At 71.4% G+C, this 13,486-nt stretch carries 12 protein-coding genes, 1 pseudogene and 1 riboswitch; of the genes and pseudogenes, 8 read left to right on the forward strand and 5 right to left on the reverse strand.

The features are described from left to right. Positions 1-10: 10 nt before the first annotated feature. The 4 genes from ABD907_RS11445 to pcaH all read right to left on the reverse strand — a co-directional run bounded on the left by ABD907_RS11445 (position 11) and on the right by pcaH (position 3,781). A complete protein-coding gene (locus ABD907_RS11445) occupies positions 11-760 on the reverse strand; it encodes an ABC transporter permease (RefSeq protein WP_345216382.1) in 750 nt (249 codons plus the stop codon). Between the two features lie 92 nt (positions 761-852). Further along, positions 853-980: riboswitch (FMN riboswitch) on the reverse strand. A 61-nt stretch (positions 981-1,041) separates the two neighbouring features. After that, complete coding sequence (locus ABD907_RS11450) at positions 1,042-2,391, reverse strand: lyase family protein (protein ID WP_345216383.1); 1,350 nt, start codon at positions 2,389-2,391, stop codon at positions 1,042-1,044. 3 nt (positions 2,392-2,394) lie between these two features. Continuing rightward, on the reverse strand, positions 2,395-3,009 hold the full coding sequence (pcaG, locus tag ABD907_RS11455) for a protocatechuate 3,4-dioxygenase subunit alpha (protein ID WP_345216384.1): 615 nt from the start codon (positions 3,007-3,009) through the stop codon (positions 2,395-2,397). Then, entirely contained in the window at positions 3,002-3,781 is a 780-nt protein-coding gene (gene pcaH / locus ABD907_RS11460; protein ID WP_345216385.1) for a protocatechuate 3,4-dioxygenase subunit beta, read from the reverse strand. Before pcaH ends, pcaG begins: the two co-directional genes overlap by 8 nt. 379 nt (positions 3,782-4,160) lie before the next feature. Here pcaH and ABD907_RS11465 point away from each other — a divergent pair, with 379 nt between their 5' ends. The 7 genes from ABD907_RS11465 to ABD907_RS11495 all read left to right on the forward strand — a co-directional run bounded on the left by ABD907_RS11465 (position 4,161) and on the right by ABD907_RS11495 (position 10,939). Then, entirely contained in the window at positions 4,161-5,150 is a 990-nt protein-coding gene (locus ABD907_RS11465; RefSeq protein ID WP_345216386.1) for an ABC transporter substrate-binding protein, read from the forward strand. 23 nt (positions 5,151-5,173) lie between these two features. Next, positions 5,174-5,998, forward strand: coding sequence for an ABC transporter permease (locus ABD907_RS11470; protein WP_486334082.1), 825 nt, complete (start codon positions 5,174-5,176; stop codon positions 5,996-5,998). Then, positions 5,995-6,816 (forward strand): ABC transporter permease, encoded by an 822-nt coding sequence (locus ABD907_RS11475; RefSeq protein ID WP_345216388.1) that lies wholly within the window; start codon positions 5,995-5,997, stop codon positions 6,814-6,816. Before ABD907_RS11470 ends, ABD907_RS11475 begins: the two co-directional genes overlap by 4 nt. Then, the gene (locus ABD907_RS11480; RefSeq protein ID WP_425555753.1) at positions 6,816-7,679 is read left to right on the forward strand and encodes an ABC transporter ATP-binding protein; all 864 of its coding nucleotides are present in this window, start codon (positions 6,816-6,818) and stop codon (positions 7,677-7,679) included. The genes ABD907_RS11475 and ABD907_RS11480 overlap by 1 nt, the downstream gene beginning before the upstream one ends. Beyond that, a complete protein-coding gene (locus ABD907_RS11485; RefSeq protein WP_345216389.1) occupies positions 7,676-8,884 on the forward strand; it encodes a 4-hydroxybenzoate 3-monooxygenase in 1,209 nt (402 codons plus the stop codon). The genes ABD907_RS11480 and ABD907_RS11485 overlap by 4 nt, the downstream gene beginning before the upstream one ends. 67 nt (positions 8,885-8,951) lie before the next feature. After that, positions 8,952-9,755 carry an IclR family transcriptional regulator domain-containing protein gene (locus tag ABD907_RS11490; protein WP_345216403.1) on the forward strand — a complete coding sequence of 268 codons (804 nt, stop codon included), beginning with the start codon at positions 8,952-8,954 and terminating at the stop codon, positions 9,753-9,755. After that, positions 9,752-10,939 (forward strand): MFS transporter, encoded by a 1,188-nt coding sequence (locus tag ABD907_RS11495; protein WP_345216390.1) that lies wholly within the window; start codon positions 9,752-9,754, stop codon positions 10,937-10,939. The genes ABD907_RS11490 and ABD907_RS11495 overlap by 4 nt, the downstream gene beginning before the upstream one ends. Positions 10,940-11,050: 111 nt before the next feature. On the opposite strand, the gene manD is transcribed toward ABD907_RS11495, so the two are convergent. Then, positions 11,051-12,289 carry a D-mannonate dehydratase ManD gene (gene manD / locus ABD907_RS11500; protein ID WP_345216391.1) on the reverse strand — a complete coding sequence of 413 codons (1,239 nt, stop codon included), beginning with the start codon at positions 12,287-12,289 and terminating at the stop codon, positions 11,051-11,053. A 320-nt stretch (positions 12,290-12,609) separates the two neighbouring features. Between manD and ABD907_RS11505 the strand changes: the two are divergent. Beyond that, positions 12,610-13,486, forward strand: a pseudogene (locus tag ABD907_RS11505) (hypothetical protein); the annotation flags it as partial.

A 13,486-nucleotide genomic window follows, 5' to 3' on the forward strand; every position in this document is an offset into this window, starting at 1 on the left:
GGGTTCTCCATCAGGTGTGCAGACGCTGCTCGAGCGTGCCGAGCAGGCCGTAGACGGACATGGCGAGCGCGCACAGGACGGCGAGCGCGACGAAGAGGCCGGTGGTGTCGGCGGAGTCGGCGCGGGCGGCCACGAGCATCCCGAGCCCGCGGCCGCCCATGACGAACTCGCCGACGACGGCGCCGGTCACGGACAGGGTGAAGCCGTTGCGCAGTCCGGTGAGGACGGCGGGCAGCGCCAGCGGTGCCTCGACGTGGCGCAGCATGTCCCACCCGCCCGCGCCGTCGAGCTTGGCGGCGTCGAGAACGTCGGGGTCGAGCGAGCGCAGGCCGAGGATGGTGGTCAGGAGGATCGGGAAGAACACCAGGAGGGCGCAGAGCACCACGATCGGCACCAGGCCGTAGCCGATCCACAGCATCAGCAACGGCGCGAGCGCCACGGCCGGCACCGCCTGCGAGGCGGCGACGTAGGGGTCGAGCGCGGCGGCGGCCCTCGGGCTGCGGAAGGCGAGGTAGCCGAGCGGCAGTGCGACGGCCGCGCCGACGAGGCAGCCGAGACCGGCCTCGACGAGCGTGGGGACGGTGTAGGCGAGGAGACCCGCCCCGAGATCCTCTCCCAGGCGGACGAAGACCTGCGACGGGGCCGGGAGGAAGAAGGTGTCCACCAGCCCGGAGCGGCAGGCGACCTCCCAGACGACGAGGACGACGGCGCCCAGCAGCAGCGGGGGCGCGATCCGCCGTCGCCTGGCTGTGGTGCTCAAGTCCTGTCCTTCCGGTCCGACACGTGGACCGGGGACGACGGGGCCTGGGTGCCTGGTGCACCGCGGCGCCCGCAGCGGCACGCTGGGCGTGCCTCGTGCTTCCTCCCATCCGGACTTTCACCGTCGGTCCCGGAGTTCCACCAGGTCAACCGTCACCCGAAGGCGCCGGCTCGCGGACTGTCACCGCCGGTTCGGACTCTCACCGACCCCGGAGCACGTGCTTGCTACCCGCAGATGATAGCGCTCCGCGTCGGACGCGAGGTCGCGACGTGGCAGACGTCTCAGCGGGCGACGTCCGGGTGCGTGACCGACTGGAGGGCCGAGTCGACGATGGCTCCGCACGCGGTGAGCGTGGCACCCGGGTCGAGCGCCTGGTGCAGCTCGGCCGCGCCCAGACCGGCGCCGGTCCCAGCGGCATCCGCTGCGACGCTGTCCAGCACCGCGGCGACGACGGCGGCGTCGTCCCCGGCCGTCATGGCGGCACCGACGACGCGTTGCGCCTCGTCGCGCCCGAGGCGTGGCTTCAGGGCTGCCGTCAGGTGCTCGGCCATGACGGCCGGCCGGGCGGCGGCGAGGGTCTCGGCCATGCGATCGGCGTCCACCTCGAGGCCGGCGAGGACGTCGGAGATCCGCGTCGCCGCGCCACCGGCGAGCGAGAGCAGCTCCAGCAGCGGCTGCCACTCGGCGTGCCAGCTGCCGGTGGCGCGCTGGTGCTCCTGCAGGCCGGCGGCGTGCAGCGTCGACACGAGCCCGGGCGCCCGCACGGCCGCTCCCCTGACGAGGACGCTCGTGACCGGGTTGCGCTTGTGCGGCATCGCGGAGGAGCCGCCATGGCCGGCGCCGCCGCCCTCGGCGACCTCGCCCACCTCGCTCGCGGACAGGGCCACGACGTCGGTGGCGACCTTGCCGGCCGCCATCACCGCGCCACCGAGGGCGGAGGCCAGCGACCGGATGCGGGAGCGGTCGGTGTGCCAGGGCAGCGCGGGTGCGGCGAGACCGAGCTCCTCGGCGAAGGCGGTGACGACGGCAGGCCCTGCCGGTCCGTAGACGCCCAGGGTGCCGGCGGCGCCGCCGAGCTGGACGGCGAGCGAGGACCGCACGGCCTCCAGCTCACGGCGGGCGGCGTCCAGGCCGACGGCCCAGCCGGCGGCCGTCACCCCGAAGGTGGTGGGCACGGCGTGCTGGCCGAGGGTGCGGCCCACCTGGCGGGTGGCGCGGTGCCGGTCCGCGAGCGCCGCGGCGGCGTCCCTGGCCGCTGCCAGGAAGCTCAGCTCGACGTCGACGACGACGGCGGCGCGCAGCATCAGCGCGGTGTCCAGGATGTCCTGGCTCGTGGCGCCGTGGTGCAGCCAGGCACGTGCGTCGTCGGGCACGAGCGTCAGCAGCTCTTTGACGAGCGGCACGACGGGATTGCCCGCGGAGGTCGCCGCCGCGCCGAGCGCGGCGGGGTCGAAGCGGTGGCCGGTCACGGCCGCGGCGGCGGCGTCGGCGGTGCCCGCCGGGACGAGGTCGGCCCGCTCGCAGGCCCGCAGCAGCGCGATCTCGGCCGTGACCATCGACTGCACGAGCGCCGGATCGTCGAGCAGCTCGTCCACCTCGGCCACGCCCGCGACGGCCCCCAGCAGCGTCATGGCTCAGACCTCGAAGAAGACGGTCTCCCCCGCCCCCTGGAGCTTGACGTCGAACCGGTAACCGCTGGAGCTCTCGCCCGTGTCCCGCCGTGCGATCAGCGTCTGGCGACGTTCGGCCGGCACCGAGCTGAGGACGGGGTCGGTATCGTTCAGCGGCTCGTCCGGGAAGTAGATCCGCGTGACGACACGGTTGAGCATCCCGCGGGCCAGGACGCTGACGTCGATGTGCGGGGCCTCGACCGGGCCGTCGTCGACGTCCGCGGGCAGCGCCCCGGGCCGCACCGTGTGGACGGCATAGCTGGTCGTGTCGTTCCACGTGGTCGAGCGGGCGAAACCGGTGAAGCCCGGGATGCTGCTGGGCCGGGCGCCGCGCGGGTCGTCCGGGTGGTCGAAGCGTCCGTCGGGGTCGGCCTGCCAGATCTCGACGAGCGCGTCCGGCATGGGCTCGCCCTCGCCGTCCAGGATCTGCCCGGTGATCCAGAAGGCGCCGGGGGTTCCCTCCGGGACGGCCAGGCGGCCCTTCTCGCCCCACTCGAGGCCGATCTTCAGGAAGGGGCCGACCGTCTGCGAGGGGGTCACACCGAGGCGGGTCGTGGGCTCGCTCGTCCGCTCACTCATCGTCGTCGTCCGCCTCGTCGTCCTCGAAGATGCTGGCATCGGGCCCGCGCAGCACGATGTCGAACTCGAAGGCCAGCGCCCAGTGGTCCTGGGTCTGCTCGTAGTCGAACCGGGAGACCATGCGTCGCCGGGCGTTCTCGTCGGGCACAGAGTTGTAGATCGGGTCCTGGAAGAACAGCGGGTCGTCCGGGAAGTACATCTGCGTCACGAGCCGCTGGGTGAAGGCGCGGCCGAACAGCGAGAAGTGGATGTGCGCCGGGCGCCATGCGTTGGGGTGGTTGCGCCACGGGTACGCGCCGGGCCTGATGGTGGTGAACCGGTAGCGCCCGTCGTCGTCGGTCATCATGCGGCCGACACCGGTGAAGTTCGGGTCTAGCGGAGCGGGCCAGGTGTCCCACTGGTGGGCGTACCGGCCGGCGGCGTTCGCCTGCCAGACCTCGACGAGGGTGTTCGGGACTGGGCGCCCGTCCTCCTCGAGCACACGCCCGTGGACGATGACGCGCTGACCCTGCGGCTCCCCGGTCCCGCCGTGGTTCTTGGTCAGGTCGTTGTCGTCCTCTCGGATGACGTCCTCACCCAGCGCCGGACCGGTCACCTCGTTGAGCCGTTGGGGCAGCGCCACGAGCGCTTCGTCGGGGTGACGCAACGCGGTCGACCGGTAGCCCGGGCTGTCCAGTGGTGGATGGACCCCTTCGGGTACCGGGTAGTGCGGCAGCATCACGCCGCCGCGCGTGCTCGCTCCCGGCACGAAGATGTCGTCCAGTCCGCTCATCGCTCCTCCGTCACGTCCTCGTGCCGCAGCACGCCCGCCTCAGACCCGTGAAGACGCGGCCGGTCACCATCGATCCTCGCAGGAGGGCGCCTCGCTGGTTCGCAGGGGGTACACCCGTTCTCGGACGAGAATGGCCCGCGCCAGGACGTGCGTCAAGCGGGCCCGCGGGGTGCTTGACGTCACATCGGCGGTCCAATACGTTCTCTATGCGCACGCTTGTTCAGGACTCTTGCGCCGGCAACCAGGGGGATTCCGGTCCGCCGGTACCGAGGCGCTCGACCTCCGTCTCCACCGTCGCGACGAGGACCCCGACAGCAGCAAGTCTTCCTCCCGGCCCTGCCGCCGTGGCTCACGGCGGCACACGAACGAAGGAGTTCCGATGCGACGACGCGCAGGAGTCGCGGCAGTCCTGACCTCGCTGGCCCTCGTCGCCGCGTGCGGCGGCGGATCCGGCGACGCCGGACCCGACGCGGGCGGCGGCGAGGGAACCGCTCAGGGCGGGGACGAGCTGATCCCGATCACGGTCGGCTCCCTGCCCATCGTGGACACCGCGCCCCTCCACATGGGCGTCGAGGAGGGCATCTTCGAGGAGCACGGCCTCGACGTGACCCTCCAGCTCGCCCAGGGCGGTGCCGCCGTCATCCCGGCCGTGGTCAGTGGTGAGTACCAGTTCGGGTTCTCGAACGTCGTCTCGCTGCTGCTGGCGTCCCAGCAGGGCCTGGACCTACAGATCGTCGCCTCCGGCAACTCCACGAGCGGCGACCCGGACGCCGACATCGGCGGCGTGCTCACGCTCCCCGACTCCGGTATCGAGACGCCCGCCGACCTCGAGGGCAAGACGGTGGCGGTGAACACGCTCAACAACATCGGTGACGTCACCATCAGCGAGGTCGTCGCGCAGGACGGCGGGGACCCGGACGCCGTCGAGTTCGTCGAGATGGGTTTCCCCGACATGCCGGCCGCCCTCTCCGGCGGACAGGTCGACGCCATCTGGGTCCTGGAGCCGTTCTTCACCATCTCGAAGGGCGAGGGCGCCGAGGTCGTCACGCACAACTTCGCCGAGGTCGACCCCGACATGATGGTCGCCTCGTACTTCACGTCCGGGCAGTACGCCGAGCAGAACCCCGAGGTCGTCGAGGCGTTCACCGCGGCGATGAAGGAGTCGCTCACCTACGCGCAGGAGAATCCCGACGCCGCGCGCGCGGCGCTGTCCACGTACACGGAGATCGACCCGGCCGTCACCGAGACGATGACGATGCCCCAGTACCCGCCCGAGATCAACGCGGAGTCTGTCCAGATGCTGGCCGACCTGGCGCTGAAGTACGGACTCGTCGAGGAGGAGGTCGACGTGCAAGGGATCCTGCCGTGAGGGCGCCGGCGGCGACGGCCGGGATGGCCGACGCTCCGCCGGCGCCGGCCCCGCGGCGACGGATCGGCGGCGGTGCCGGTGGCGAGCGCGCCGTCCTCGGTCTCGCCGGCGTGGCGACCCTCGTGCTGCTCGTCGAGCTGTTGCCGCGCACCGGAGTGGTCGACGCGCGGTTCCTGCCGCCCTTCAGCGAGATGCTCGGGGCCCTCGTCGAGCGGCTCGGGACGTCGGAGTTCTGGGTGGCGCTGAGTGACACCCTCGTGACGTGGGCGATCGGCCTGACGATCGCGATGGTGGCGGGCATCGTCCTGGGTATCGTCATCGGGTCCGTCGACGTGCTGCGGGAGGCGACGGCGTCGACCATCGAGTTCCTGCGTCCGATACCGTCGGTGGCGCTGATCCCGCTGGCCGTGCTGCTGTACGGCACCGGCCGGGAGGCGACCCTGCTGCTGGTGGTCTATGCCTCGTTCTGGCAGGTCATCGTCCAGGTGCTGTACGGCGTGCAGGACGTGGACCCGGTGGCCCGCGACACCGCGAGGTCGTACCGGTTCTCGGCCTGGACCCAGGCGCGGACGCTCATCTGGCCCACGGCCCTGCCGTATATCGTCACGGGCTTCCGCCTCGCGGCGACGGTGGCGCTGATCCTGACGGTGACCGGTGAGCTGATCATCGGCACCCCGGGGATCGGGCGGCTGCTCTCCGTCGCGCAGTCCTCCGGCGCCGTCGCCTCGATGTATGCGCTGGTCCTCGTCACCGGCCTGCTCGGGGTGGCGGTCAACCTGGCCGCCCGCGCCCTGGAGCGTCGCATCCTGCGCTGGCACCCGTCCGTGAGAAGGGAGACCGCGTCATGAGCGCGAGCACGACGGTCGGTGCCGTCCGCCGGTCCCGCGGAGGCTCGCTGCTGCGCCGGATCGTGATGGTGCTCGGTCTTCCGTCGGTCCTGATCGCCGCATGGTGGTTCCTCTCCGCCGACAGCGAGTCCTTCTTCGCCCCACCGCTGCAGACGATTCTCGAGGCGTTCCCGTCCACGTGGCTCGAGGGCCGGCTGGTCTCGGACGTCCTGCCCTCGGTGGTCCGACTGCTCGTCGGCTACGCCGCGGCCCTCGTCGTCGGAATCGGCCTGGGCGTCGCCATCGGCATGTCGCCGCGACTGCGGGCGTTCTGCGAACCGCCGCTGGAGTTCTTCCGGGCGATCCCGCCGCCGGTGCTGATCCCGATCCTCATGCTGTTCCTCGGGATCTTCACCACGATGAAGATCGTCGTCATCGCCACGGGCTGCCTGTGGCCCATCCTGCTCAACACCATCGAGGGCGTCCGCGCCGTCGACGAGGTCCTGCGCGACACCTCCGCGATCTACCGGCTGCGCCGGATCACCGTCTTGCGCACTCTCATCCTGAGGGGCGCGTCCCCGCAGATCATGACCGGCGCCCGGCAGGCGCTGTCGGTCGGGATCATCCTCATGGTGATCTCGGAGATGTTCGCCGCGAACAACGGCCTCGGCTTCACCATCGTCCAGTTCCAGCGCTCGTTCGCCATCCCCGAGATGTGGACCGGCATCCTTCTGCTCGGTCTCGTCGGCGTGCTGCTCTCGATCGTCTTCCGGGCCGTCGAACGTCCCGTGCTCGCCTGGTACACCGGACTGCGGCAGTCCCAACGAGGAGGCAACTGATGACCACGGAGTTCGCGACGACGTCGGAGGCGGGCCGCCCGGCGCCCGGCACCGAGATGCTTCAGGTGGCGCGCCTGAACAAGACGTACCACTCCCCGCAGGGCGACACCGAGGCCATCCGCGACCTCACGTTCACCGTGCGTGCCGGGGAGATGGTCTGCATCGTCGGCCCCTCCGGTGCCGGCAAGACGACGCTGCTGCGCTGCCTGTCCGGACTGCTCCCGCCCAGCGCAGGAACGGTCACCCTCGAGGGCCAGCAGGTGACCGAACCGCCCAAGGGCATGGCCATGGTGTTCCAGGAGTACGCCCGGTCGCTGTTCCCGTGGCTGACGGTGGAGCAGAACGTCGAGCTGCCCTTGAAGGAGAAGGGACTCAGCAAGGCCGAGCGCGGACCGAAGGTGCGTGCCGCAATCGAGGCCGTCGGGCTCGACGACGTGCCGAACTCCTACCCGTGGCAGCTGTCCGGCGGCATGCAGCAGCGCGTCGCCATCGCCCGGGCGGTGGCCTACGAGCCGCACATCCTGCTCATGGACGAGCCGTTCGCGGCCGTCGACGCGCAGACGAGGGCGGACCTGGAAGACCTTGTGCGAGACCTGTGGAAGCGACTCGGCCTCACGCTGCTGTTCGTCACCCACGACATCGACGAGTCGGTCTACCTCGGCCAACGGGTCCTGGTCCTGTCCGCCCGTCCGACCGTGATCATGGAGGACGTCGCCGTCGGCCTGCCCGACGAGCGCGACCAGCTCACCACCCGCGGCGATGCCGAGTTCGCCCGCCTGCGCACCCATGTCTACGAGCTCGTCCAGGAGGCCAAGCGGGGTGGCCGGGGCGAACACGACGCGGACGGAGCAGGCCAGGAATGATGGCTGGCAGCGAGAAGGCAACGAGCAGTGGTCTCGCCACGAGCACCGAGCGGACCAGGGTCGTCATCCTGGGCGCTGGGCCGGCGGGACTGCTGCTCTCGCACCTGCTGCACCGGGCCGGCGTCGAGTCCGTCGTCGTGGAGGCGCGCGACCGCGAGTACGTTCAGGCCAGGGTGCGTGCCGGCGTCGTCGAGCACGGCACCGCGGACATCCTGCGCGAGGCGGGCGTCGGGGACCGTCTGGACCGCGAGGGCCTGCCGCACGGCGGCATCGAGCTGCGGTTCGACGGCGAGGGCCACCGCATCCCCATGTCCGACCTGACCGGCCGACACATCACCGTCTACGGGCAGCAGAAGGTGGTGCACGACCTCACCGAGCAGCGGTTGGCCGACGGCGGAGACGTCCGCTTCGCGTGCGGACCGGCCCGGATCCACGACGTCGATACCGCAGAGCCGTCTGTGACGTACACCCTCGACGGTGAGGAGCATCGCGTGGTCGCGGATTTCGTCGTCGGCTGCGACGGTGCGCACGGCTCCGGCCGGACCGCGATGGGGCCGGCCATGAGCGCGCTGGAGAAGGAGTACCCGTTCGCGTGGCTGGGTATCCTCGCTCACGCGTCACCGCGCGTGGACGAGCTCGTCTACGCCAGCCACGAGCGGGGATTCGCGCTGTACTCGATGCGCTCGACCGAGATGACCCGGTTGTACCTGCAGGTGCCGTCGTCGGACCGGCTCGAGGACTGGCCGGACGACCGCATCTGGGAGGAGCTGTCCGTGCGCTTCAGCCTCGGCGGTGAGCCGTGGTCGCCCACGCGCGGTGAGATCTTCGAACGTTCGCTGGCGCCGCTGCACAGCTTCGTGGCTGAGCCGATGCAGCGTGGCCGCCTCTTCCTCGCCGGCGACGCCGCGCACATCGTGCCGCCGACGGGTGCCAAGGGGATGAATCTCGCCATCCGGGACGTCGCCCTCCTCGCCCCGGCAATGGCGAAGCAGCTGACCGACGGAGACGAGTCGGACCTGCGGACGTATTCCGAACGCGCGTTGCAGGACGTGTGGCGCGCCGAGTATTTCTCGTGGTGGATGACGACCATGCTGCACCGGTTCGAGGGCACCGCGTTCGACCGTCGGGTGCAGACGGCACAGCTGCGTAGCGTCGTCAGCTCGCGGGCGCACTCGACGGCGCTGGCCGAGGCGTACGTCGGATGAGGGGGCAGTCATGACAGAGCTGAGCAGCACGGCGACCGAGGACGCGGCGGCCGAGGGGCCGGCTACCATGGGATCGGCGGCTGAAGGGCCGGCTGCCGAAGGGGGCGGATCCGGCCGTTCGGCGGGCTACGTGCAGTCGCTGGACCGTGGTCTCGCGGTGATCCGGGCGTTCGACGCCGACCACCCTCGGTTGACGCTGAGCGACGTGGCCCGGCGCACGGGCCTGACCCGTGCGGCCGCCCGCCGGTTCCTGCACACGCTCGTCGACATCGGCTACGTCGACGCCGACGGCCGGCTGTTCACCCTGCGCCCGCGCGTGCTCGAGCTGGGCTTCGCGTACCTCTCGGCCCTGGGATTGCCGGAGATCGCCCGGCCGCACCTCGAGCGGCTCGCCGCCGTCGTCGGGGAGTCGGCGTCCCTGTCGGTCCTGGACGGCACGGACATCACCTACGTCGCCCGCGTGGCGGCGCGGCGCATCATGAGCGTGGACCTGGGGGTCGGGACACGGCTGCCCGCGTACGCGACGTCCATGGGACGAGTGCTGCTGGCCGGTCTTCCGCCGTCGGACTTGAACGAGCATCTGGCCGAGCTGGAGCCACTGACCCGCTACACCATCACCGAACGCTCCCACCTCCTGGCCGAGCTGGACCGGGTGCGCGGTCAGGGCTGGTCGGTCGTGGACGAGGAGCTCGAGGAAGGGCTGCGGTCGATGGCGGCGCCGGTGCGGGACGGCCGGGGCGTCGTCGCCGCCGCCGTCAACGTCTCGACCGCCGCCCGCCGCGGCTCCGTGACGACGATGGCGGCGGAGATCCTCCCCCACCTCCTCGAGGCCGCGGCCGCGATCAGCGACGACCTCGCCGCCAGCCGTTGACCGCGCGGAGCGCCGGCCTCGGCGCGCTCATCGTCGCGGTCGTGCTGGTCGGGCTGAACCTGCGGGCACCGATCGTCGGCATCGCGCCGCTCATCCCGGCGCTGTCCGCCGATCTCGGTCTCGCGCCGACGACGGCCGGGTTGCTGACGTCGCTGCCGCTACTGTGCTTCGCGCTCGTCTCGCCGCTCGTGGCGCCGCTGGCGCGGCGGCTGGGTCCCGACGGCGCGCTGCTCATGGGCCTCGGCCTGCTCGCGGTCGCGACCGTGTTCCGACCCTGGGGGTCCGGCCTGGTCCTGCTGGCCGGCACCGCGCTGGTGGGCGTGGCGGTCACGGTGGGGAACGTCGTCGTCCCGGTGATCGTGCGCCGCGACGCCGGCACCCGGGCGCCGATGGTGATGGCAATCTCGACGAGCGCGTACGGAGCGGGCCAGGGGCTGACCGCGGCAGCGGCCGTGCCCGTGGCGGACGAGATCGGGTGGCGGGGCGCGATGACGTTCCTGGCCGTGCCGATCGTGATCGCCCTGGCGGTGTGGCTGATGCGGCTGCGGGCCGCCCGCGGCGGACCGGTGATCGTGCCGGCGGCCGGCGTTCCCCGCGGGGCTGTGTGGCGGCAGGTCGACGCCTGGTGGCTGGCGTTGTTCTTCGGGATGCAGGCCACCCTGTTCTACAGCGCGAGCACGTGGCTGCCGACCCAGCTCGCGCAGGAGGCCAGTACCGGTGAGGAGCTCGCCGGGACGGCGCTGTCGATCTTCCACCTGATGGGCATCACCGGGACGCTGGCAGTACCGGCGGTGATGCGACTGCTGCGCGGCGGGGTGCGGGCCGGCATCGCCTTCGGTGCACTGTGGTCGCTGTTCTTCGCCGGGCTGGCGCTGGCGCCGGAGCTGTGGCCGATCTGGGTCGTCGTCGGCGGGTTCACCCAGGGCGCCGGGATCGGGCTGGGCCTGACGCTGATCGCCATGCGACCCGTCGACGCCGACTACGGGCGCGACCTCTCCGCCATGGTCCAGACCGCCGGGTACGCGCTCGCCGCGGCCGGGCCGGTGCTGCTCGGCTGGGTCCACGAGGCGAGCGGCAGCTGGGCTCTGGTCGCGTGGCTGTGCGCCGGTGGTGGCGCGGTGATGTGCGTGGCGGCGCCTCGGGCAGGTGCTGCACGTCCGATCGGTGCGCCGGCGGGTCGGTGAGCCGTGCGTTCAGGCGCACGCCGGCGGCCGGTCCTGTGCGTTCGCGACCGGCCGCCGACGACGGTGCCGTCGCGGGACCGTCGGCGCCGGCCACGCATCGCGGACGTCACGTCACCAGTCGTGCACGGTGCCGTCGGCGAGTCGGTTGTACGGGAGGTAAGCGCGGACGTACGGGTACTTGCCCGCCTCGTCGACGTCCAGGTCGACACCCAGTCCCGGCTTGTCACCAGGGTGCAGGAACCCGTCCTGCCAGGTGAAGGACTGCTGGAAGACCTGGTCCGTCTTCGTGCCGTGCTGCATGTACTCCTGGATGCCGAAGTTGTGGATCGCCAGACCCAGGTGCATCGCGGCGGCCATGCCGACCGGCGAGACGTCCGTCGGGCCGTGCATGCCCGACTTGATCTGGTACTGCGAGGCGTAGTCGAGGACCTTCTTCAGGTGGGTGATGCCGCCCGTGTGGGTGACCGCGCTGCGGACGTAGTCGATCAGCTGCTCGCGCACGATCTGCTGGTAGTCCCAGATGGTGTTGAAGATCTCGCCGATCGCCAACGGCGTCGTGGTGCGCTGACGGACCAGACGCAGCGCCTCCTGGTTCTCGGCAGGCGTGACGTCCTCCAGCCAGAACAGGTCGTAGGGCTCGAGAGACTGACCCAGCTTCGCCGCCTGGATCGGGGTGAGCCGGTGGTGCGCGTCGTGCAGCAGCGGGAGCTCCGGACCGAACTCGTTGCGCACCGCCTCGAAGACCGTCGGCACGTGACGCAGGTAGCTGCGGGTGTCCCAGTCCTCCTCGTTCGGCAGGTCACCACGCTGCGCCGGCTCGTGGTCGTAGCGCACGCCCTCCATGCCCTCGTAGGTCGCGTTCGACGCGATGCCGTAGATCGACTTCAGGCCGGGGACGCCGGTCTGGACCCGGATGGCGCGGTATCCCTGCTCCTGGTGCGCGCGGATGCTGTCGAACAGCTCCTCGGTGCTCTTGCCGGATGCGTGGCCGTAGGCGAGCAGCCCTTCGCGCGAGGCACCGCCGAGAAGCTGGTACACGGGCATCCCCGCGGCCTTGCCCTTGATGTCCCACAACGCCATGTCGACGGCCGCGATCGCGGCCATGGTCACCGGGCCGCGGCGCCAGTAGGCGCTGCGGTACAGAAACTGCCACGTGTCCTCGATCCGGTGCGCGTCACGACCGAGCAGCAGCGGGACGACGTGGTCTTCGAGGTAGCTCACGACGGCGAGCTCACGGCCGTTCAACGTGGCGTCGCCGAGACCGGTGTGCCCGTCGTCCGTCGTGAGCTTGAGGGTCACGAAGTTCCGGTCCGGGCTCGTGACGATGACTTCAGCCTTGTCGATGATCATGACCACGCATCATGGCCGATCAAATGCGTCCGAAGTGTGGTTCGCTCACGTTGTGGCCCTGATCTGGTGCGTCCGCTTCTCGTGTCGAGCTTGGAAGTGGTGACCAGGAGCGTCATAGCTCGGCTGCGATCCGGGTCAGGCCAGCCGCTCGATGCTCTGCCGCCTGCTGGCCGTGGTCCACGGACGACGGCGAACCTCGGCCGAGGTGTGCCGTCGCCGCCCTCGCGGCTTGACCTGCTTCCTGCCACAGCAGAACTGGTTATCCACAGGTCTGGTCACCGTCCGGCGCGATGTGGGTGGGCTCGTCTAGTGTTGTACGTATGTTCGAAGCATCGGAGTCGGGGCGTGGGGGTCCTGGCGAGCGGCCCGCGGCGGGTGTGGTCCGTCCGGGTGGGTGGAGTGTGCTGGAGCAGCTGATGTTCCGGGCGGTCAGGATCGTCGCCGCACCGGCCGGTGATGCTGGTGACCCGCACGTCGTTCTCGAGGGCTTCGTCAGGTCGGTCGATGCCCGGCGAGGCGAGGGGTGGCGGACCGCGTATCGGCTCGCGCGGCACGTGGGCCGCGAGGCCGGGGCGGGGTCCGGGCCAGGTGAGAACGCATCTCCCGATGCTGCCGATGTCACCGACGCCCCCGATGCCGGCAGTGTCGCCAATGCCGCCGATGCCGCCGATGCCGGCAGTGTCGCCGATGCCGCCGATGCCGGCGGTCCCGCGGATATCGTCGATGCTGCCGCGGGCCCGGTCCCCACCGACGCCACCGACGCCACCGACGCCACCGACGCCGACGGTGCCGGTGGTTGCGCTGGTGGGTCGGCTGCGGAGGTGGTCGCGGCTGCGGCGTCGGTCACGGGGGTGGAGCTGGCGGTCCTGCTCGAGCGTCTGGATCTGAACACCCTGGATGAGGGCGACGCGGTCGACGCGGTCGTGGCCTGGGGACGGGTCGTCTCCTACGCCCAAGCCAAGCAGGGCCAGGCCGCGGCCCGGCTGGAGCAGCGCCTGGGTGACCTGTACGGCCTGCCCGATGCCGACGCGACCCGTACCGGACGCCCCGGCACTGGTGTGCGGCGCTCCACGATGCCGCGGGCCGCGACCGAGGTCGCGATGTGTCTGGGCCTCACCCGCCAGGGCGCTGCCACGCTCGTGCGGACCGCGATGATGCTCAACGGGCCGTTGTTCGCCACCGGTGAGGCCCTGGAGA

It is taken from the genome of Georgenia halophila, from assembly GCF_039541595.1.